Annotated in this window: 18 protein-coding genes; 4 read left to right on the top strand and 14 right to left on the bottom strand. The window is 70.3% G+C overall.

What is annotated here, in order from left to right; genetic code table 11:
- Window positions 1–29: 29 nt before the first annotated feature.
- Window positions 30–1,118, bottom strand: coding sequence for a radical SAM/SPASM domain-containing protein (locus HCU62_RS07920; RefSeq protein WP_163298927.1), 1,089 nt, complete (start codon window positions 1,116–1,118; stop codon window positions 30–32).
- Window positions 1,119–1,303: 185 nt separating this feature from the next.
- On the opposite strand from HCU62_RS07920, the gene proC reads away from it, so the two are divergent.
- Window positions 1,304–2,122 (top strand): pyrroline-5-carboxylate reductase, encoded by an 819-nt coding sequence (gene proC, locus HCU62_RS07925; RefSeq protein ID WP_163298926.1) that lies wholly within the window; start codon window positions 1,304–1,306, stop codon window positions 2,120–2,122.
- Here the strand turns inward: proC and HCU62_RS07930 are convergent.
- From HCU62_RS07930 to HCU62_RS07950, 5 genes are all read right to left on the bottom strand, one after another.
- On the bottom strand, window positions 2,119–2,811 hold the full coding sequence (locus HCU62_RS07930) for a TIGR04283 family arsenosugar biosynthesis glycosyltransferase (RefSeq protein WP_309474814.1): 693 nt from the start codon (window positions 2,809–2,811) through the stop codon (window positions 2,119–2,121). The two genes, proC and HCU62_RS07930, sit on opposite strands and share 4 nt — an antisense overlap.
- A 258-nt stretch (window positions 2,812–3,069) precedes the next feature.
- Complete coding sequence (locus HCU62_RS07935; protein ID WP_163298925.1) at window positions 3,070–4,095, bottom strand: hypothetical protein; 1,026 nt, start codon at window positions 4,093–4,095, stop codon at window positions 3,070–3,072.
- A gap of 571 nt (window positions 4,096–4,666) precedes the next feature.
- Window positions 4,667–5,332, bottom strand: a complete 666-nt coding sequence (locus tag HCU62_RS07940) for a VWA domain-containing protein (RefSeq protein ID WP_163298924.1) — start codon at window positions 5,330–5,332, stop codon at window positions 4,667–4,669.
- Window positions 5,329–6,795, bottom strand: a complete 1,467-nt coding sequence (locus HCU62_RS07945; RefSeq protein ID WP_163298923.1) for a hypothetical protein — start codon at window positions 6,793–6,795, stop codon at window positions 5,329–5,331. Before HCU62_RS07945 ends, HCU62_RS07940 begins: the two co-directional genes overlap by 4 nt.
- Window positions 6,796–7,030: 235 nt before the next feature.
- Window positions 7,031–7,702, bottom strand: coding sequence for a DUF6962 family protein (locus HCU62_RS07950; RefSeq protein ID WP_169755550.1), 672 nt, complete (start codon window positions 7,700–7,702; stop codon window positions 7,031–7,033).
- 263 nt (window positions 7,703–7,965) lie between these two features.
- On the opposite strand from HCU62_RS07950, the gene HCU62_RS07955 reads away from it, so the two are divergent.
- From HCU62_RS07955 to HCU62_RS07965, 3 genes are all read left to right on the top strand, one after another.
- Entirely contained in the window at window positions 7,966–9,759 is a 1,794-nt protein-coding gene (locus tag HCU62_RS07955; RefSeq protein WP_169755551.1) for a sensor histidine kinase, read from the top strand.
- Window positions 9,752–10,183: a response regulator gene (locus tag HCU62_RS07960; RefSeq protein WP_163297664.1), complete on the top strand. Its 432-nt coding sequence runs from the start codon at window positions 9,752–9,754 to the stop codon at window positions 10,181–10,183. The genes HCU62_RS07955 and HCU62_RS07960 overlap by 8 nt, the downstream gene beginning before the upstream one ends.
- 152 nt (window positions 10,184–10,335) lie before the next feature.
- Window positions 10,336–11,178 carry a restriction endonuclease gene (locus HCU62_RS07965; protein WP_163297663.1) on the top strand — a complete coding sequence of 281 codons (843 nt, stop codon included), beginning with the start codon at window positions 10,336–10,338 and terminating at the stop codon, window positions 11,176–11,178.
- Window positions 11,179–11,263: 85 nt separating this feature from the next.
- Here the strand turns inward: HCU62_RS07965 and HCU62_RS07970 are convergent, their stop codons facing one another.
- The 8 genes from HCU62_RS07970 to gnd all read right to left on the bottom strand — a co-directional run bounded on the left by HCU62_RS07970 (window position 11,264) and on the right by gnd (window position 19,850).
- Window positions 11,264–12,520, bottom strand: coding sequence for a multiheme c-type cytochrome (locus tag HCU62_RS07970; protein WP_163297662.1), 1,257 nt, complete (start codon window positions 12,518–12,520; stop codon window positions 11,264–11,266).
- A gap of 41 nt (window positions 12,521–12,561) precedes the next feature.
- Window positions 12,562–13,320 (bottom strand): ATP-binding protein, encoded by a 759-nt coding sequence (locus HCU62_RS07975; RefSeq protein ID WP_163297661.1) that lies wholly within the window; start codon window positions 13,318–13,320, stop codon window positions 12,562–12,564.
- On the bottom strand, window positions 13,317–13,997 hold the full coding sequence (locus HCU62_RS07980; RefSeq protein ID WP_163297660.1) for a TFIIB-type zinc ribbon-containing protein: 681 nt from the start codon (window positions 13,995–13,997) through the stop codon (window positions 13,317–13,319). The genes HCU62_RS07975 and HCU62_RS07980 overlap by 4 nt, the downstream gene beginning before the upstream one ends.
- A gap of 25 nt (window positions 13,998–14,022) precedes the next feature.
- On the bottom strand, window positions 14,023–15,645 hold the full coding sequence (gene hcp / locus HCU62_RS07985) for a hydroxylamine reductase (RefSeq protein ID WP_163297659.1): 1,623 nt from the start codon (window positions 15,643–15,645) through the stop codon (window positions 14,023–14,025).
- Window positions 15,646–15,670: 25 nt separating this feature from the next.
- Window positions 15,671–16,495 carry a 4Fe-4S dicluster domain-containing protein gene (locus HCU62_RS07990; protein WP_163297658.1) on the bottom strand — a complete coding sequence of 275 codons (825 nt, stop codon included), beginning with the start codon at window positions 16,493–16,495 and terminating at the stop codon, window positions 15,671–15,673.
- A gap of 160 nt (window positions 16,496–16,655) precedes the next feature.
- The gene (gene pgl / locus HCU62_RS07995) at window positions 16,656–17,369 is read right to left on the bottom strand and encodes a 6-phosphogluconolactonase (RefSeq protein ID WP_163297657.1); all 714 of its coding nucleotides are present in this window, start codon (window positions 17,367–17,369) and stop codon (window positions 16,656–16,658) included.
- Between the two features lie 13 nt (window positions 17,370–17,382).
- Window positions 17,383–18,936 (bottom strand): glucose-6-phosphate dehydrogenase, encoded by a 1,554-nt coding sequence (gene zwf, locus HCU62_RS08000; RefSeq protein ID WP_163297656.1) that lies wholly within the window; start codon window positions 18,934–18,936, stop codon window positions 17,383–17,385.
- The gene (gene gnd, locus HCU62_RS08005) at window positions 18,933–19,850 is read right to left on the bottom strand and encodes a phosphogluconate dehydrogenase (NAD(+)-dependent, decarboxylating) (RefSeq protein WP_163297655.1); all 918 of its coding nucleotides are present in this window, start codon (window positions 19,848–19,850) and stop codon (window positions 18,933–18,935) included. The genes zwf and gnd overlap by 4 nt, the downstream gene beginning before the upstream one ends.
- Window positions 19,851–19,858: the final 8 nt, after the last annotated feature.

Here is a 19,858-nt window from a genome sequence, read left to right on the forward strand (position 1 = left end):
ATGTCGGAAACGGCGGGGGCGGAGCGGGGTCAGCCGCCCGGCTTCGAGGCCCCCTCCCCGGCCCTGAGCCGGCGGGGGACGTAGCCGCAGAAGGGCTCCTCATCGAGGTAGTCGCCGGTCACCGCGTAGGCCCGGGCCCGGCATCCGCCGCACACCGCCACGTACTCGCACGAACCGCAGCGCCCCTTGTACTTCGAGAAGTCGCGAAGCTCCTTGAAGAGGGGGCTCTCATTCCAGATCTCCCGGAGGGACTGCTTCCGGATGTTGCCGGCCGCCTTGGGGAAGTAGCTGCAGGGAAGGACGTTGCCGTCCACGTCGATGAGGGCGATGAGCTGGCCGGCCAGGCACCCCTTGGCCCCGCCCGTGGAGAACTTGAGGGTCCGGTGCCGGACCCGCTCTCCGGCCTCCTTGGCCCGCTGGAGACGCACCCGGTAGTAGTGCGGCGCGCAGGTGGGCCGGACCAGGAGCTCGTCCTCGCCCCTTTCCATCTCGTAGTGCCAGTTGAGGATCTCCTCGTAGTCCTCCGGGGAGATGAGCTCCTCGAGGATGTCCTCGCCCCGGCCCGTGGGGACGATCATGAACATGTACCAGGCGGTGGCCCCGAGCTCCTTGGCGAGCCGGTACACCTTGGGGATCTGGTCCTGGTTGCGCTTGGTGAAGGAGGAGTTGACGAGGAAGGGGATGCCGTGCTCCCGGAAGAGCCGGGCGGCGTTCAGGGTGCCGTCGAAGGCCCCGGGCTGCTGGCGGAAATCGTCGTGGACCCCGGCGTCGGCCCCGTCGAGGCTGAGGGAGACCATCCGAATGCCCGCCGCCTTCATGCGCTCGCAGGTCTCCGGGGTCACCAGGGTCCCGTTGGTGGCCAGGCACATGCGGAACCCCTTCTCCGTCCCGTAGGCGGCGATGTCGAAGACGTCGGCCCGGAGCAACGGCTCGCCGCCCGAGAGGACGATGACCGGCTTGGCGAAGGTGGCGATGTCGTCGAGGACCCGGTAGGCCTCCTCGGTGGGAAAATCCGGGTGGCCCGCCACCTCCAGCTCGGAGGACGAGCGGCAGTGGACGCAGTGGAGGTTGCACCGTCGGGTGATCTCCCAGGCCACCCACTTGAGTTCGAATTCCATGGTTTCGACCCTAACATCTTCAAAAGCCCCTGACAACGGGCAAGAGCGCCCGGTCGCCCCCCGTCGGACCGCCCGGTCCGGGGCCGCGGTTGACAACCCCTGGGGCCGGGGGCTAGAAATCCAGCCGTGACGGCCGCGCCCGCCGCCCCCCCGGGGGCGGGCAATCCGGCCGAGGGAGCGACCCCATGACGGCAGCCCCACTCGACCTCCACATCGGCTTCATCGGCGGCGGCATGATGGCCGAGGCCCTGGTGAAGGGCCTTCTCGCAAGCGGCGCCGCGGCGCCCGGGCGCATCCTCGTCTTCGACCCCTCGCCGGAGCGGAGCACCCACCTCCGCGCCGCCTACGGGGTCACCGCGGCCGCCTCCAACGCCGAGGTCCTGGCCGGGGCCGACGTGGCGGTGCTCGCGGTGAAGCCCCAGGTGATCGCCCCGGTCCTCGCCGAGATCGCCCCGGCCGTCACCGACCGCCACCTGGTGATCTCCATCGCCGCCGGGGTGCGGCTGGCCGCCCTCGAGGCCGCCCTCCCCCCGGGCACCCGGGTGGTCCGGGTCATGCCCAACACCCCCGCCCTGGTCCAGAAGGGCGCGGCGGCCCTGTGCGCGGGCTCGGCGGCGCGTCCCGGCGACCTGGACACCGCCCGGGCCGTCCTCGGGGCCGTGGGGACCACGGTGGTGGTGGAAGAACGCCTCATGGACGCCGTGACCGGCCTCAGCGGGAGCGGCCCGGCCTACGTCTTCGCCTTCGTGGAGGGCCTGGTGAACGCCGGGGTCCGCGAGGGGCTCCCCCGCCCCGTGGCGGAGGAACTCGTCCTCCAGACCCTGGAGGGCGCGGTGCGCCTCTGCCGCGAGACGGGCAAGGGGACAGGCGAGCTCACCGCCATGGTGACGAGCCCGGGCGGCACCACCATCGCCGGCCTCCACGTCCTGGAGCGAGGGGGCTTCAAGGGGCTCCTCATGGACTGCGTGCAGGCCGCGGCCCGGCGGTCCCGCGAGCTCGGCTAGGCCCCGTCCGTCCGCCCCGCCGTCCCGTAGAGCCGCGCCAGCCGCTCCGGGGCGACCCCGGCCCGGTAGGCCAGGACCAGCGCCCGGTTCCACAGGGTGGTCCGCCAGAGGCCCAGCCGCTCCCACCGGCGGGCGGAGGTCACCACCGGGTCGTCCGCAAGGCCGATGCGGCCCATCCGCCGCAGCCGCCGCACCATCTCGTAGTCTTCCATGATCGGCAGGTCCGGGAATCCGCCCGCGGCCGCGAAGACCTCCCGGCGAAGGAAGAGGGCCTGGTCCCCGTAGGGAGTCTCGAGCCGGCGGGAGCGCCAGTCCACCAGCCGCTCGATGAGCCGGTAGCCCCGCCGGCCCCCGTCGATCCGGAGCGGAAAGGCCCCGGCCGCCACCCCGGGCGCGGCCAGCACCCGGCGCACCTGGTCGGGGTAGCCCGGCGGCAGGCGGGTGTCGGCGTGGAGGAAGAGCAGGACGTCGCCGCCGGCGGCCGCGGCCCCGGCGTTCATCTGGCGGGCGCGCCCCGGGGGGGACTCCAGCACCCGGGCCCCGGCCCGCGCCGCCGCCTCCACGGCGGCGCGGCCGCTGCCCCCGTCCACCACCAGCACCTCCACACCCGGCGCCGCGGCGCTGGCCACGGCCCGTTCCACCAGCCCGGGCCGGGTCTCGAGCATGGGGATGACGACGGAGATCGACACGGCGGCGCCCTCAGTGTCTTGTCGGCAATGGTCCTCCCGCCAAGCCCGGCCTCTTCGCACGGAACCGACCGTCCAGACCCACCGCCGCCGGTGCACCACAGCCGACGGCACGACTCTGCCTATCTCCCCGGGAATGGAAATGCACCGACCCAGCGCAAATATCGGTAGCCTGCGGACCGGGAATTTCTCTGAGAGACATTCCCCCGTTCAGGAAATGGAGACCACCTCAACCATTTCACGGAGAGTGCATCAAACCTCTCAAAAATCTACATGGCCTCTTACAGCTTCCAAGGCGGGCCCAATCCTCCTCAAAAGACAATTCCGTGGCGATGGCAACTCATTTATCCCACACCTGAACACGAGGACTCCGTCCAGATTTTTCCCCAGATCGATAGATGGTTGTTCTCCAACTGCTTGGTGTTCATCAAAAACCCATTCAAGGTCATGCTGAAGTATACAGTTGACCGCCAAAATGTTTGGATGATGCTTGCTGAGCTTGTTCGAATTTTGCTTGTTTTTAATGAGTTCATGAAGAACGTTTTTTAAATATAAATCAGGTCCTCCAGTTGCGTTACAACTTGGAACATATTTAGATGGGTCATCTCCCTCAACATAGAGATGAAAAGCTGCATCAGGGACAGGTAATTCTACTGGCTGACAAGTTTTTGACTCCCTTATTTTCTCTCTCAAGAACTCAGGCTTAATATATGGACGAAACAACTCATCCAAGAATCTATTGAGACCATTCTTGTCATCTGGAATAGATAATTTTGTGCAAGCCCTATAATCAACTCTTATTCTTGGGTCTATCTTTAAAAACAATTCTTCTATAAAAGAAAGTATTCTAAAAGATTTTCTATAAGTATAACACTCGACAAAAAAATAAGACTCTCCGGCCGTAACTCTCAAGTCAGGGGCAGGAGAGTTCATCCACGTCACTGTATGCCCTTGGTCGCAAAAAAATTTGGCTACCTGTAACTGCCATAAGAGCCCCCAAAAAACATCATAATCGCAGCTCTTGAGTAAATTCTTATTATTTTCCCAGCCTTCCAGCTTGACACCAATCTTAAGCAAATCGTTAAAAAACTCAAAAAATTCATCTCTCTTCCATGTTCCGAGGCGCCATGCGAGATAATGACAGTAATATGGAGCCGTTTCAGAACAACAGAGAAGGTCTTTAATGGGATATACCGCTTTTATGAACTCGTAACTATCAAGCCTTTTCTCAACATCCTCCCAGTTGAGATAGTTATGGATCAATTTTTTGTGGGCGGCGGAATTCATTGCCCGATACCCCTAACGCCGCGGGACATGTAAACTATTGAGCTTGGCCCTCTTCCAACCCCGAACCCGCACAACGAATCCAGACTCGACAACTTTGCTGAGGCATGGAACCGTCGCCGCCTGCGGCGGGCGTTACTTTTCTTTGCGTGCCCAAAGAAAAGTAACCAAAAGAAAAGGCAGCCCACTGTGGAGCCCCGTCCCCCCGCCAAGGCGGGGCGGAACGGGGTCCCCTCGGCGTCTCGGCGGAGCCGGGCGCGACGAGAACTCGCCCCGCTTCGCGGGGCTCAAACAGTTCGTCGCGCTTTTTCCGGCTCCGCCATCGACGCCTTCGGCTCCACAGAGGGCAGGGGGCGGCAATAGGCCGAAGGTGTCACGCCTTCCATTCGAGGCCTCTACGCAAGAAAACCATCGATCTCCAGATGGCATACCGAGGGGGAAGTATCTCTCTCCATGAAAGGTTTAATAATTTTAAAATAAAACAAATTCCTTCTCGGCACAACCGACGCCGGGGGCACACAAAAGGGACCGGGCCGCGGCGGCCCGGTCCCCTGCGTCGCCGGCACAGGCGGCGTCAGTCGGCCAGGATCTTCTCCAGCCGCTCGAGGTCGTTGATGACCCGGAACTCCCCGCCGCCCTTCTCCACCCGCTCGCGCCAGTAGTCCAGGCGGTTGAGGTAGCGGCGCGGATCGATGTTGTCGGTGCGGAGCTTGGTGACGTTGAGGGCCACCACGCGGAAGCCCTTGAGCTGGAGGGGGATGTCCCGGACCTGGCCCTTGACGAGGTCCTCCTCGAGGTCGGAGTAGATCAGGATGTACTTCCGCCCCGCGCCGGTCTCGTTCAGCCATTCCACGGCCTGGAGGAGACCGCCGGTGATGTCGGTGTGGGCCGAGCCCCTCACGCTTTTCACGAAGTCGTCCACCTTCTGGGCGAAGGCCCGCTTCTGGGCATTGGAGGCGGAGGGCCGCCGGTCGAAGGTCACCTTGGCCACGATGTCCTTCTCGCTGAAGCTGCCGCTGTCGATCCGGGCCACGGCCAGGGAGTCGCCGGGCTGGAGGGTCCCGAGCAGGTAGTTCAGGATGGCCTGGGCCTTCCGAAGCTCCCGGGCGTAGGTCCCCGAGGTGTCCAGCAGCATGTAGACCCCCGTGGAATGGCTGGTGGTGTCGGCGCACCCGGCAAGCGGGAGCCAGAGGCACACGGCCGCCGCCAGGAACAGGACGAGTCTCTTGCAGGTCTTCATTTCGTGCTCACCTCCTCCACGGCGATCTTCGCCGCCTTGCGGGCCGCCGGCCGGCCGCCGGACTTGGCGGCCTCGGCGCCCCGCGACTGGACGTAGTTCTCGATCCAGAGCGGCGGGAAGATCAGGAGATCGTAGATGGCCACCAGGGCGGCGCCGGTGTAGTAGGCCACGTTCCCGACGAAACGGAGCCCGAAGGCCACGAACCGGAGAAAGGCCGCCAGGGCCGACCCCATCACCGTCCGACCCGAGTGGACGAAGGACTCCAGGGGGATGGCCACGAAGGTCAGGGCGAAGGGAAAGATGAAACCCATGACCATCTGGCCGATCATGGGGATCTTGCTCGGCGAGGCGGCCACCTCCTCGCCGCTGCCCAGCGAGGCGCGCAGGGCATGGATGTCCGCGGCGATCATGTCGCGCATGAAGGCCAGGGACGACTCCACCCCGGCCAGGATCACCAGGATGGAGAGGCTGATCCAGATCATCCGCACCCGGAGCTTGTCGTCGAGGCTCCCGATCACCGGGAAGAGCCGGGTGATACGGAGCGATTCCATGAGGTAGAGCCCCATGGCCGTCTCCACCAGGATGATGACCATGGCCGCCACGTCGGCGGTGCGGAAGCCGCCGATGTAGCTGCCGCCCCCCACCATCTCGGACATGGGCAGGGCGATGAGGTTGAAGTTGATCACCGCGCCGCCGATGGCGATGAGCAGCACGAAGCCCGAGATGAAGAACTGGGTCATGGCGGAGGAGGACAGCATCCGGATGGCCCGGTCGGTGCCCCGCTGGATCTCCTCGTACTCCTGCATCCGGGCGTCGATGGCCTTGGCCCGCTCCTGGAGGCCGGAGATGCTCTTTCCGACGTCCTCGAGGGTCTGCGACATCCGGCGCCAGTAGGGCATCATCTTGTTGAGGAGGGCGTGGCGCTTCTTGGTGGCCTCCCGGTACTCGGCCAGCGCCTGCTTCTGCTGCTTGACCAGGGTCTTGTGGATGTCCCCCAGCATGGAGGCCACCATGTTGTTGCCCGGGTCGGGGATCTTGGCCACGGCCTCCACGGCGTTCACCCAGGTGGGGGGCAGCGGCGGCGCGTCGGTGCTCTCGCGGTAGTCCTCGTCGATCTTGGCGATCTGCTCCGACAGCTTCCGGTGGAGTGCCGGGTAGCCCTGGAGATCGCGCTCCACCACCGCGTCCACCCGGTGGAACTCCCGCTCCACGAACCGTTCCACGTTCTCGAGCCCGGCGGCAAGCAGCACCTCGCGGTTCCGCTCCACCACGTTCCGCTCGGCGATCAAGACCGACCGGGCCGCCACCCGCATGGCGTTTCGAACCACGCGGAAGACGGAGCGGATGGCCTGGTGGGCGTAACTCCGGGCGAAGTACAGGGCCACGATGCCCACCACGACCCATATGAGGATCGACAGCACCGGGTGGCCGGGGACCACGCTCAAAAAGATGGACGACGTCATGGCAACCTCCTGGTGGATGTTGTCCCGGGGTTCAGATCCGCGAGGGCACAGCGGCGGAAGGGCCCGCCGCGGCGGGACCACGGCCCGAGGATCCGGGACGCGGGGAGGATCCGGGCGGGGCCGCCGGCCGGCCGGTTCCGGCCCGGAAGACGGCGCCCGGGGCGCAAAGCCCGGCGCCGGGTGTCGAGGAAACCCACTCCATATGCCTCTCTGATCGGCATCCGGGCGGCCGCGCTTAAACCCGCGCCGCCGGGTGCCCGGGGGCGGCCGAAAGGCCGGCCCGGAGCCCCCCGGCGAGAACCACCACCGCGGCGGCCTGCACCAGGTGGTAGAGCCCGTTGTGATCGAAGGTCCAGGCCAGGGTCAGCTCGGCGCCGCCCGCCTGGACCACCGCCGCCGCCCCGCTGAGGACCACGGCCGCCGCCACCGCCCCGGCCCCCGGCAACCGCCGCCGCAGCCACAACCACGTGTAGGCGGCCAGGACGAAGGCCATGACCGCCGCCTCGAAGGCGAGAAAGGCCGAGAAGTCGCCGCCCGCCGCCTCGGTGAGCGCGAGCGAGACCCCGCCCGCCGCCGCGGCGGCCGCGGCCCCGATCCGCCCCGCCCGTTCCCCCCGGAGGTCGAGCGCCGCCCCGGCGCCGAAGAGCCCCACCGCCACGCCCAGGCAGAGGTAGATGCCCCGCCACAGCCAGGCCGACACCACCCCGGGGAGCACGACGCCGTGGACCAAGGCCCCCGCCAGGGCGGCGGCACCGGACAAGGCGAAGACCCATGTCCAGAGGGTCGACTTGAAGGGATGGCGGCGGCGAAACGCCCGGACCCGGACCAGGGCCCAGAGGGTGACGGCCGCCAGGAGGAGGTCCGTGGCGGCGGTGGTGCGTTCGGCGGGGACGTCGACGAGGATCATGGCCGGGTGGCGCCCGCCGGGCCGGGCCGGATGGGCGGGCGCACGGGTCGATGATAGGGGCGGGCCGCCCCGGAGTCAAACCCGGAACGGACGTCGAGACTTCGCGGGCGCCGGGGAGGAGGCGCCCCTCCTTGACAGGCCCCGCCCGGTATGAATGAGTAGATGAGGAGAGACGAGGGGCACGGGGCCCCGCCGCCCGAGGAGACGAGACGATGGCCAAGCACAAGGCGCCACAAAGGACCGGCCCGGAAGCAGCAGAGGATATGCCGGGCCCCCGGGCGGAGGTGACGGAGCTCCAGCGCCGCCGCGCCAACCTCGAGGCCGCGGTGGCGGAGCTCCGGGGCACCGTGACCCGCCTCCAGGATCAGAACCGGGTGTTGGCCCTCCTGGGAGAGGTCAACCGGGCCGCGGCCACCTGCGCCGACCGGGGGGAACTCTGCCGCCAGGTCTGCCGCCTCCTCACCCTGGAGGGCCGCTGCGTCCTGGCCTGGATCGCCCTCTCGGACCCCCGGGGCGGCGTACTACGTACCGAGGCCGCGGCGGGGCCGGCGGCCGCCCACCTTCCCGAGCTCCACCCGGACGGCGCCGCCCCCGCCCCGGGCGAGCCCCTGGCCGACGCCCTGGCACAGGACCGGGTGGTGGTGGTGCACGACCTCCGGACGCATCCGGGGCCGGCGCCGTGGCGCGACCGCGCCGTCGCCCTGGGGCTCCGGGCCTTGGCGGCCTTTCCGCTCAGGGTGCAGGGGGCCCCCGCCGGTGTCCTGGCTCTCTATACCGGCCGCACGGGCCGCTTCCAGGCCGAGATCGTCTCCATCCTGGAAGACATGGCGGCGGCGGTCTCCCTGGGCATCGAGAACCTGCGCCGGGAGGCGGAGCGAAACCGGGCCGAGCAGGCCCTTCGCGAGTCGGAGGCCCGGTATCGGACCATGGTGGAGCAGTCCCTCCAGGGCCTCATCGTGGTGCAGGACCTCCGAATCGTCTTCGTCAACCCCGCCTATGCCCGTATCGCCGGCTACTCGGTGGAGGAGCTCCTCTCCCTCACTGCGGAGGAGGCCGTGGCCCTGATCCACCCCGAGGACCGCGACGAGGTCCTGCGCCGTGTCCGGGCCCGTCTTTCGGGCGAGGACGTCCCGCCCAAATACGAGTTCCGCGGCATCCGCCGGGACGGCACGGTGCGATGGGTGGAGGTCTCCTCGAGCCGCATCGAGTTCAACGGGCGCCCCGCCATCCAGGCCGCCTTCGTGGACATCACCGAGCGGAAGCGGGCCGAGGAGGAACTCCGCCGCCTCGCCGGGGAACTGGAGCGGCGCGTGGCCGAGCGGACCGCCGAACTCGAGGCGGCCAACCGAGAGCTGGAGGCCTTCACCTACTCGGTCTCCCACGACCTTCGGGCCCCGCTCCGGTCCATGGACGGCTTCTCCCGGATCCTCGAGGAAGACTACGCCGAGGCCCTTCCGGCGGAGGCTCGGCGCCACCTCGCCCGCATCCGGGACGGGGCCCGCCGCATGGGACGGCTCATCGACGACCTGCTGGAGCTCTCCCGCCTCTCCCGGGGGCCCGTCCCGAAGGCCCGCACGGTGGACATGGGGGCCCTCGCCCGCCGGGTCTGGGAAGAACTCGGCTCCGAGCGGGAAGGCCGGCGGGTGGAATTCTCCCTGGGGGAGCTCCCCCCCGCCCAAGGGGACCCCGACCTCCTCCGCCAGGTCCTCGCCAACCTCCTCGGCAATGCCCTCAAGTTCTCGCGGGGGCGGGACCCGGCCCACGTGGCGGTGGGCTTCGACCCCTCGCCTCCGCCGCCCCCGGGCGGGCCCCTTCCCCCGGGCCGGGGCGCCTACAGGGTGACGGACGACGGCGTGGGCTTCGACATGCGCCACGCCGGCATGCTCTTCCAGGCCTTCCAGCGCCTTCACCGGCCGGAAGACTTCGAGGGATCGGGCCTCGGCCTCGCCATCGTCCACCGGATCGTCGCCCGGCACGGCGGCCGCGTCTGGGCCCGGTCCGAGCCCGGCCGGGGCGCCGCCTTCTACTTCACACTGGGAGAACGAACCGATGCCTGAATCCGCCCCCGAGATCCTCCTCGTGGAAGACAACCCGGACGACGTGGAACTCACCCTCCACGCCTTCCGCAAGTACCGGCTCGCCAACCGGGTCCACGTGGTCCGCGACGGGCAGGAGGCCCTGGACCGCCTCCTGGGCGACGGGGACGCGGCGGGCCCGCTTCCGAAGGTCGTCCTCCTCGACCTCAACCTTCCCAAGGTGCACGGGCTCGAGGTGCTGCGCCGCCTCCGGGCCGACCCCCGGACGGCCCTGATCCCGGTGGTGGTGCTCACCACCTCGGCCCTGGACCGGGACCTGGAAGAGAGCTACCGCCTCGGTGCCAACAGCTACATCGTGAAACCCGTGGACTTCCAGCGCTTCGTGGAGGTCTGCCGCGTCCTGGGTCTCTACTGGCTCCTCTACAACACCCCGCCCAAGGCCTGAGGGCCCCGCCGGCCGGAAGGAGCGGCTGGCGCCGGCCCGGCGCATCTGGTAAATACCGTCCCGGGAAACCCGACGGCGCCGCCGGGGCCTCTTCCCGCCGGCGCGGACGTCCCCGGTGGAGCCGCCGGGGGCGTCCATCGGCACCCGCCGCCATGAAGCCCGTCACGGTCCAGAAATCCACCGGCGACGTCGAGGCCTTCGACGCCGAAAAGCTCCGCGCCTCGCTCCTCCGCTCGGGCGCGGACCCGGCCACCGCCGACGAGATCGTCCGGCGCGTCCTTCGCGAGGTCCCCCCCGAGACCAGCACCAAGCGGATCTATCGCCTCGCCCGCCGACACCTCAACCGGCTCCACCACGCCTCCGGGCTCCGCTATTCCTTGAAGCGTGCCCTCTTTCGCCTGGGGCCCACGGGGTATCCCTTCGAGCGCTACGTGGGCGAGATATTCCGCAACTACGGCTACAGCGTGGAGGTGGGGGCCCTCGTGGAGGGCCGGTGCGTCACCCACGAGGTGGACGTGGTGGCGGTGGACGAGACCCGCGTCTACGCCATGGAGTGCAAGTACCACAACACCGCGGCCCGTACCTCGGACGTCAAGGTGGCCCTCTACGTCCACTCCCGGATGCGGGACCTCGAACCCGTCCTCGCCGCCCGTCACCCGGGGCGGGCCTTCTCCGGGTGGCTGGTGACCAACACCCGGTGCACCGGGGACGCGGTCCGCTACGCCGAGTGCGCGGGGCTCAAGATCATGGGGTGGCGCCACCCCCGGAACGGGAGCCTCGAACGCATGATCGAGGCCAAGCGCCTCTACCCGGTGACCATCGTCTCCGGGATCCAGCGCGGCCTCGTGGACCGGCTCGTCCAGCGCCGGATCATCCTCCTGCGGGACCTCATGGAGCTCGGCGTCACAGACCTCATGGCCACCCTCTCCCTGGACGAGCGAAAGGCCAAGGCCCTCCACCGCCAGGTGAACGAGCTCTGCCGCTGCGACGACTGACGCGCCGCCCGACGAAAAAGGGGACGGCCCGCCGCGGCGGGCCGTCCCCCGACGGGAACCCGGGTGGTCTTTCCGGGCCCCGCCGCTAGGGCGTGGCGGCGTGCTCGCGGCGCATCTTCGCCGCCAGTTCCCGGATCTCCACGAGGTCCTTCTTCATCTTGGCGAACCCGTACCAGGTGGCGTAGTCGGGGTTCATGTGGAAGCCCGCCTGGAAGGCCTTCATCCGGTGGTCCATGAACATCTCGTAGAGGACCTCCTCGATCTTGGTGTTCACGTCGTAGAAGGTGAGGAGATCCGGGTAGGCGGGGGCGCCCTCCCGGCGCTCGATGACGCCGTCCTTGTAGAGCCCGGCCACAATCTCGATGGCCTCGGCCAGCATCTTGTCCGCCTCCTTCACCATGAGGTCCGCGTTCTTGAAGTTCTCGCGGACGAAGTTGGGGGAGTGGCACTTTTCGCACACCTTGACGAACCGGGCGCGCTCCTCGTCGAAGGCCGCCTTGGTGAGCCGGGCCACCTTGCCCGCCTTCACGATGTCGAGCCGGGCCGTGGGGTTGCCCTCCGGGTCGAGGACGCCGAGCCCCTTCAGGATGGTGGCCCGGTAGCCCATCCACTCCGCGTCGTCCTCCGGCAGCCGCACCGCCAGGAAGCCCCACGCCGAGAAGACCCGGTGGTCACCGCCGGGCATGTGGCAGGTCTGGCACTTGGGGGCGCGGTCGCGCCGGTCGGGAGCGATGGCGCGGTTCATGAGGTAGGTGACGCCGTGCTTCGAACCGGACCACATCTCCCACTGCGCGTGGTCGAAGCCCATGTGGCAGGTCTGGCAGGCCTCGGGCTCAAGGGCCTCGGCCTTGGAAAAGGCGTGGCGGGTGTGGCAGTTCTGGCAATCCATGCCGTACTTGTAGTACCTTCGGCCTTCGGTCTCCCGCTGCTCGGGCCCGGTGAGCCCCAGGGTGTGGCAGCCGCCGCAGCCCTTCTGCCCCTCCACGAAGGCCTTCGGCTGCATGTGGGTCCGGGGCATGGCCTGGACCGCGACGAGGCCCAGGGCGTGCTTGCCCGAAAGGTACTGCTCGGCCTGCTTCTTGTGGCAACGCTTGCAGGTGGCGATGGTGGGCAGCTGGGCCTTGGCCACGTCCTTCTCGCTGGTGTGGGCGGTCCCGTGGCAGCTCTTGCAGGTCAGCACCCGGGACATCTTCCCCCGGTTGAAGTCCTCCACCATCTTGGGCGAGATCTTCTTGTGGCAGTCCTCGCAGGGCGAGGGCCGAGCCATGGCCGTCCCCGCGGCGAGGGCGAGCACCGCCGCGGCGGCCGAAGCGATCCAGAGCATCCGTCTTCCCTTCTTCATGATGACCTCCTCCTTTTCCTGTCCCCCGTGGGCCGGGGGCGTCATTCGGCCCGGAGCACCTCGCCCCGGGTGCCGATCACCACTTCGCGCACCGGGATCGGGCGGCCGGCGGCCTCCACGGCCTTGCGGACGATGGCCGGCAGTCCCCCGCAGCACGGCACCTCCATGCGGGCCACGGTGACCGACCGGACCGGGGCCGTGCGGAAGATCTCCGTGAACCGCGCCACGTAGGCCGCCGCGTCGTCGAACTTGGGACACCCGAGCAGCACCACCTTCCCGGGGAGCAGCGTCCCGTGGAAGTCCGGGTGGGCCGCCGGCACGCAGTCGGCCGTAACCAGCAGGTCGGCGTCCTTGAGGAACGGGGCGGTGGGCGGCACCAGCCGGATCTGGACCGGCCAGTGGGTGAGCGCGGAGGCCCGGGGCGCATCGAGGCGCACCGGCCGGTTGGCGGCCTGGCAGGCCCCGGCCGCGCCGAAGTCCTGGACCTGGGCCGAGGGGCACCCGCAGGGCAGCGACGCCGCCGGTTCGGAGGCGGGGCCCGCCGCCCCGCCCGGGGCCGCCAGCATGGCCTCCACGGCGGCCTCGTCGAAGGGGTCCGCCTCGCGTTCCACGATGCGGAGCGCCCCGGTGGGACAATGGCCGAGGCAGGCCCCGAGGCCGTCGCAGAGATTCTCGGCCACGAGCCGGGCCTTGCCGTCCACGATGCGGAGCGAGCCCTCGGCGCAGTTGGGGACGCACTCCCCGCACCCGTTGCACAGCTCCTCGTCGATCTCGATGATCTGGCGTTTTATCTTGGTCATGGTGTCTCCTTGCCGGGGGCCTCGCCCGGTATCGTTTCGGTCAGCTCGGCGGCCGCGGCCCGGCCGGACGGGGTCAAAAGCTCCGCCGCCGGCGGCCGGCCGCCCCTTCGGCCCGCAGCCTCCAGGGCGGCCAGGATCTCGGCGTCGTGCACCACCCGGGCCTCGAGGCCGGCCGGGGAACCGGTGCCCAACTCCGCGAGGATGCCCGCCGCGGCCCCGGCCAGCGCCTCCTCCGCCCCGAGCTCCCGGAGAAAGGCCGAGGCGTCGGCCGGGGCAAGTCCCAGAACGGCGAGGTGGGCGGCGGCCAGCACCGCCCCGGTGTCGGCCCCCTCGGCCCGGGCCAGGGTCTCGGCATGGCGCGCCGCCCGGGAAAGGTGCCCGATCCGGCCGAAATCCGTCCCGAGGGCCTGCTTGGCCGCCCGGGAGAGCCGGTCCCGAAAGGCCCCGCGGCGCTCCCGGACGGCCGGCGCCAGGGCGCCGAGGCACTGCTCCGCGTAGGGGCAGTAGGCGGCGCAGCCGAAGTCCATGCCCGGGTTGGCCATGCGGTGGCCGCACCCCGGGCACCGGCGGGTGGCGTCGTCCTTGAAGAACTCCACCTGGGTCCCGCACTTCGGGCACGCCACCTCGAAGATGGCGTCGCCCTTCCAGTACCGGCTGTCCTGTCCCGGGCACTTCATGGCCGCCGCCCCACCGCCGCGGGCCTCATCCCAGGATGGCCCGGAGGTCGTCCTCGGGCGTGGTGATGGGCCGGATGCCGAACCGCTGCACCAACACGTCCAGGACGCCCGGGGAGAGGAAGGCCGGCAGGGTCGGCCCCAGCCGGATGTCCTTGATCCCGAGGTAGAGGAGCGTGAGGAGGATGGCCACCGCCTTCTGCTCGTACCAGGAGAGTACCAGGGAGAGCGGGAGATCGTTCACCGAGCAGCCGAAGGCGTCGGCCAGGGCCCCCGCGATCCGGATGGCGGAGTAGGCGTCGTTGCACTGTCCCACGTCCATGAGGCGCGGCAGCCCCCCGATCTCCCCCAGGTCCTTGTCGAAGAACCGGAACTTGCCGCAGGCCAGGGTGAGGACCACGCAGTCGGCGGGCACCTTCTCCACGAATTCCGTGTAGTAGTTGCGCCCCGGCTTGGCCCCGTCGCAGCCGGCCACCAGGAAGAAGTGCCGGATGGCCTTCCCCTTGACGGCCGCCACCACCTTGTCCGCCACGGAGAGCACGGTGTTGCGGGCGAAGCCCACCATCACCGACCCCTTGTCCGTGTCCTCGGGAAAGCCCGGCATCTCGAGGGCCTTGGCGATCACCGGGGTGAAGTCCAGGTCGGGGATGTGCCGGACTCCCGGCCAGCCCACGAGCCCCCGGGTGAAGATGCGGTCCTGGTAGCTCTCCATGGGCCGCTGGATGCAGTTGGTGGTCATGACGATGGGACCGGGGAAGAGGGGGAACTCCTTCGCCTGGTTCTGCCAGGCCGTCCCGTAGTGTCCGTAAAAGTGGGGATACTTCTTGAGCCCCGGGTAGCCGTGGCAGGGGAGCATCTCCCCGTGGGTGTAGACGTAGATCCCCTTCCCCTCGCTCTGGCGAAGGATCTCCTCGAGATCCTTGAGGTCGTGGCCCGAGACGAGGATGGCCTTCCCCTTCCGGGCGCCGAGGGGCACCCGGGTGGGCACGGGGTGCCCGTAGGTCCCGGTGTTGGCCTCGTCCAGGAGTTCCATGGCCCGGAGGTTGGTCTTCCCGGTCCGGAGCACGAGGTCGAGCCAGTCGTCGAGGCCGCGTTCGGCGTCGAGGGTGGCGGCCAGCGCCTCGTGGACGAAGGCGTAGACCTCGTCGTCCTCGCGGCCGAGGATCCGGGCGTGGTCCGCGTAGGCGGACAGTCCCTTGATGCCGTAGACCACCGCCTCGCGGAGGCTCAGGATGTCGGGGTCGATCTCCGGATCCGCCTTGATGCCCACCCGCTCGCCCTGGGCCACGAGGCCCTCCAGGGTCTCGGCCGGCACCACGGCCTCGGCGTCGTCACCCGGGTCCCCGCCGGCGGCCCGGACCTTCTCCGCCAGGGCCCGCCGGAGCGCCGCCCCCTTCCGGATGAGGGCCACGAAGCGCTCGGGGTCGAAGTCCACGTTGGTCAGGGTGGAGAAGGCGGCCTCCACGGTGAAGGCGTTCACCTCGGGGTCCGTCACCCCGGCCTTCCGGCCGGCCACGGCCACCCGGGACAGGTCCTTGAGGACGTGGAGGAGGAGGTCCTGAAGGGCCGCCACGTCGGGCCGCTTGCCGCAGACCCCCACCTGGGTGCACCCGGTTCCCTTGGCCGTCTGTTCGCACTGGAAACAAAACATGTCGTCGCCTCCTTTTTTAAGAGTTTCAGGCATTAGGGTTCGATGTCAAATCCGGCTCCGCCGCCGGCAGCAGGGGCCGAAGCCCCGTCCGCTCCAGGATGTCGGCGAAGCGCTCGCCGCCGCGGTTGTCGCCCGTGAAGAGGTCCAAGGCCCGGTCCAGCAGGGCCGCGGCCGCCTCCGGCGGGTGGATCCCCGGCAGCTCCTCGGCGAGCCGGGGGTGGCGGCCGAGGCGCCCGCCGACGAGCACCCGGAAGCCGCTCTCGCCGGCGGCCAGGGCGCCCGTGGGGCACGCCCGGATGCAGGCGCCGCACGCGAGACACCGGTCCGGGTCCACGGCGGGGGCCTCTTTCTCCCCGCCCGGCCGGACCGCCGCCTCGCGGCAGGCCGCCTCGCAGGCCCCGCACCCGATACAGGGCTCGCCGGTGACCCGGGGCCGAACGGCCCCGATGAACCCCGCATCCACGATCTGGGGCCGGGAACAGGCATTGGGGCAGTCGGAGACGGCCACGCGGAACTCGTGGTGCATCTTGAGCGGCCCGCGGACCGTGGCCCGGAGGAACCCCTTGAGGTCCCGGGCCTCGAGGCGCCGCTCCAGCTCGTCCGCGAATCCCTCGAAGGCCACGGCCCGGTTGGGGCACCCGGCGGGCCCGAAGCAGGTCTCCACCTGGAAACCCCGGACCTCGTCGGACATGTCCGCGAGGAAGCGCCGGCGGCAGGCCTCGAGGTGCGCCAGGGTGACCCGCCGGGCCCCGGCGGCCCGGGCCGCGTCCTCCACCCGGCGGCGCACCCGCCCCCGAACGAAGAAGGGCACCCTTCTCAGGGTCTCCCGGGCATCGTTCTCCCATTCCACGTCGCGTCGTCTCCTCGGTTCCGGGGGGAAGGCCTCCGGGGCACCGGCCCGGTGCCGGCCCCCGCCGCATCGTGTCCCCATCCTAGACGCCCGGGGGGGCCGGCGCCTTGACCTGGATCAAGCCCGTGTTTTTTCTCCGGGGGGTCCCGGCGCGGCCGGTTCAGCCCGCCGCCACGTACCAGGCCAGCCGCCCCTCGGGGCGGAGCATGGCCGCCGGGTAACGGCGCGCGGCGGCCGGGTCGTCGAGGATCTCGCCGACCAGGGCCGCCTTTTCCGGGCCGGCGGCGAGGACGCACACCTCCCGGGCCCGGTTCAGGACGGGAAAGGTCAGGGTGACGCGGGGGAGCCGGGGCTCGGCGTCGGGGGCCGGCACGGCCGCCGCCCAGCGCCCGGGCGGGGCCGGCGGCGCCCCGGGAAAGAGGGAGGCGGTGTGCCCGTCGGGGCCGAGGCCGAGGAGCACGAGGTCGAAGGCGGGCAGGCCGCCCCCCTCCGGCTTGAAGAAGGCCCGCAGCCGGGCCTCGTAGGCCGCCGCAGCGCGGGCGGGGTCCGGGTCGAAGGGCACGGGGTGGACGTTCCCCGGCGGGATCGGCACCCGGGAGAGGAAGAGGCCCCGGGCCCGGCCGAAGTTGCTCGCCGGGTCCTCCGGCGGCACGAGGCGCTCGTCCCCCCAGAACACGTGGACCGCCTCCCAGGGAACCCGGGCCCGCCACGGGTCGGCGGCCAGCCGGAGGTAGAGTCCCTCCGGCGTCCGCCCCCCGGCGAGCACCAGGGTGAACCGGCCCCGCTCGGCCGCCGCCCGGCGCGCCGCCGCCGCCACGCGCCCCGCCGCCGCCTCGGCCATGGCATCGGCGTCTCGGAACCTGTTGATCTCCACGCCCATGCGCACCTCAGGGTCGCCGCCAGCCCCGCCCGTCCGCGCCGGGCAGGCCGTCGGCCGCCGCCGGCCCCCACGAGCCGGGCTCGTACGGGTACACCTCGCCCACCCCCGGCCGCTCCTCGGCCCAGGCCTCCAGCACCGGGGTGAGCAGCGACCAGGCCACCTCCATGTCGTCGTGCCGGAGGAAGAGGGTCTGGTCGCCGAGCATGCAGTCGAGGAGGAGGCGCTCGTAGGCCTCCGGCATCTCCACGCCGAAGACGTCCCGGTAGGAAAAGTCCATGGAGAGGATGGTGAGGCAGGACTTCGGCCCCGGCTTCTTGGTCTGGATGGACAGCGCCACGCCCTCCTCGGGCTGGACGTTCAGCACCAGGACGTTGGGGGCCGGCTCCGCCGGGACCAGCCCCTCGAACATGGAGTGGGGCACCTCCTTGAAGGTGATGGCGATCTCGCTGACGCGCCGGGCGAGCCGCTTGCCGGAACGGAGGTAGAAGGGGACCCCTTTCCACCGCCAGTTGTCCACGAGGAGCCGCGCGGCCACGAAGGTCTCCACCCGGGAGTCGGGGGCCACCCCGGGCTCCTCCCGGTAGCCCGCCACCCGGTCGTCTCCGGTGCCGCCGGGCCCGTACTGCCCCCGGACCAGCCAGCGGCCGAGTTCCTCCGGGGGGAAGGGGCGGACGGCCCGGAGCAGCTTCACCTTCTCGTCCCGCACCCGGTCCGCCCCGAAGGAGGCCGGCGGCTCCATGGCCACCAGGGAGAGCATCTGGAGCATGTGGTTCTGGAACATGTCCCGCAGGCACCCCGCCCCCTCGTAGTAGCCCGCCCGGTGTTCCACCCCGGCGGCCTCGGCCACGGTGATCTGGACGTGGTCCACGTAGCGCCGGTTCCAGACGGGCTCGAAGATGGCGTTGGCGAACCGGAACATGAGGATGTTCTGGACCGTCTCCTTGCCCAGGTAGTGGTCGATCCGGTAGATCTGGCGCTCGGAGAGGACACGGTGGAGCCTTTCGTCCAGGGCCAGGGCGCTGGCGAGGTCGCGCCCGAAGGGCTTTTCCGCCACCACGCGGGCCCAGGCGCCGCCCCGGCCCTCCTCCCGGGCGAGGCCCGCGGCGCCGAGGCCCTCGATGATGCGGGGCGCCACGCCGGGCGGCACCGCGAGGTAGAAGAGCCGGTTGCCCCCGGTTCCGGCCTCGGCCTCGAGCCCGGCCAGGCGTTCCCCGAGCCGCCGGTAGAAGGCCGGGTCGTCGTAGTCGCCGCTGAGATAGGCGTGCCTGTCGGCGAAGGCCCGCACGGCGCCGGCCGGCCGGTCCGGGAATCGGGCCCGCAGGGTGGCCCGGACCCGCTCCCGGAACCCATCGTCGCCCAGGGGGGAGCGGGCGCACCCCAAGACGAAGAAGGCCGGCGGCAAAAGTCCCCGCCGGTGGAGGGCGAAGAGGGCCGGAAGGAGCTTCCGGTGGGCGAGATCCCCGGAGGCGCCGAAGATCACCACCCCGCAGGGCGGCGGCCGGTCCTCGAGGCAGAAGGGCCCCTCGCGGAGGACCCGGGCGCGGGCGTGCCCGCCGGTCATCTGCCTCCCCCGCCGGCCCGGCGCACCTCGTGCCCGCCGAAGGCCCGGCGGAGCGCCGCCACCACCCGGTCGGAGAAGAGGTCCTCCCGCTGGGAGGCGAACCGCTTGAAGAGGGCGTGGGCCATGGCGTCGGCCGGCACGCCGAGCCGGACCGCCTCCCGCACCGTCCACCGGCCCTCCCCGGAATCGGCCACCACGCCCCGGACCTCCTCGAGGCCCGGGTCCTCCCGGAAGACGTCTTCGAGGAGCTCGAGGAGCCACGACCGGATGACGCTCCCCCGGTTCCAGAGGGCCGCCAGCGCCCCGAAGTCGAGATGGGGCCCGTAGGGGGAGGCCCGTAGGAGCTCGAAGCCCTCCCCGTAGGCCTCCATGAGGGCGTACTCGATGCCGTTGTGGACCATCTTGACGAAGTGGCCGGCCCCCACCGGCCCGCAGTGCATGTGCCCGCCCGGCGGGGCCAGGGTGTCGAGGACGGGCCCGAGGCGGCGATAGTCGTCGGCCCCGCCTCCCAGCATGAGGCAGTAGCCCTTCTCGAGGCCCCAGACGCCCCCCGACACCCCGGCGTCCACGTACCGGATGCCCTCGGCCCCGAGGGCCTCGGCCCGCCGGAGGTCGTCCCGGAAGTCGCTGTTGCCGCCGTCCACCACGAGGTCCCCCGGCCCGAGGTGGGGGCGCAGGCGCTCGATGTGCTCGTCCACCGGCGGCCCCACCGGCAACATGAGCCACACCACCCGGGGCGGGTCGAGGAGTCGGACCAGGGCCTCCGGGGAGTCGGCCCCCGCGGCGCCCTCCGCCTCGATCCGGCGGACCTTCTCCGCCGTCCGGTTGTAGGCGGCCACCTCGTGCCCCCCGCGCAGCAGCCGCCGGGCCATGTTCATGCCCATCCGCCCGAGGCCGATCATCCCGATCTGCATCCGCCGTC

The organism is Dissulfurirhabdus thermomarina (genome assembly GCF_012979235.1).
Taxonomy (GTDB): domain Bacteria; phylum Desulfobacterota; class Dissulfuribacteria; order Dissulfuribacterales; family Dissulfurirhabdaceae; genus Dissulfurirhabdus; species Dissulfurirhabdus thermomarina.

Excerpts from the sequence above, each read along its gene's own strand:
- HCU62_RS07965 (WP_163297663.1), top strand. The coding sequence starts at position 10,336 with ATGAAGCCCGTCACGGTCCAGAAATCCACCGGCGACGTCGAGGCCTTC.
- HCU62_RS07920 (WP_163298927.1), bottom strand. The coding sequence starts at position 1,118 with ATGGAATTCGAACTCAAGTGGGTGGCCTGGGAGATCACCCGACGGTGC.
- HCU62_RS07975 (WP_163297661.1), bottom strand. The coding sequence starts at position 13,320 with ATGACCAAGATAAAACGCCAGATCATCGAGATCGACGAGGAGCTGTGC.
- HCU62_RS07955 (WP_169755551.1), top strand. The coding sequence starts at position 7,966 with ATGCCGGGCCCCCGGGCGGAGGTGACGGAGCTCCAGCGCCGCCGCGCC.
- zwf (WP_163297656.1), bottom strand. The coding sequence starts at position 18,936 with ATGACCGGCGGGCACGCCCGCGCCCGGGTCCTCCGCGAGGGGCCCTTC.
- HCU62_RS07945 (WP_163298923.1), bottom strand. The coding sequence starts at position 6,795 with ATGACGTCGTCCATCTTTTTGAGCGTGGTCCCCGGCCACCCGGTGCTG.
- HCU62_RS07935 (WP_163298925.1), bottom strand. The coding sequence starts at position 4,095 with ATGAATTCCGCCGCCCACAAAAAATTGATCCATAACTATCTCAACTGG.
- HCU62_RS07940 (WP_163298924.1), bottom strand. The coding sequence starts at position 5,332 with ATGAAGACCTGCAAGAGACTCGTCCTGTTCCTGGCGGCGGCCGTGTGC.
- HCU62_RS07960 (WP_163297664.1), top strand. The coding sequence starts at position 9,752 with ATGCCTGAATCCGCCCCCGAGATCCTCCTCGTGGAAGACAACCCGGAC.
- gnd (WP_163297655.1), bottom strand. The coding sequence starts at position 19,850 with ATGCAGATCGGGATGATCGGCCTCGGGCGGATGGGCATGAACATGGCC.
- proC (WP_163298926.1), top strand. The coding sequence starts at position 1,304 with ATGACGGCAGCCCCACTCGACCTCCACATCGGCTTCATCGGCGGCGGC.
- HCU62_RS07950 (WP_169755550.1), bottom strand. The coding sequence starts at position 7,702 with ATGATCCTCGTCGACGTCCCCGCCGAACGCACCACCGCCGCCACGGAC.
- HCU62_RS07970 (WP_163297662.1), bottom strand. The coding sequence starts at position 12,520 with ATGAAGAAGGGAAGACGGATGCTCTGGATCGCTTCGGCCGCCGCGGCG.
- hcp (WP_163297659.1), bottom strand. The coding sequence starts at position 15,645 with ATGTTTTGTTTCCAGTGCGAACAGACGGCCAAGGGAACCGGGTGCACC.
- HCU62_RS07980 (WP_163297660.1), bottom strand. The coding sequence starts at position 13,997 with ATGAAGTGCCCGGGACAGGACAGCCGGTACTGGAAGGGCGACGCCATC.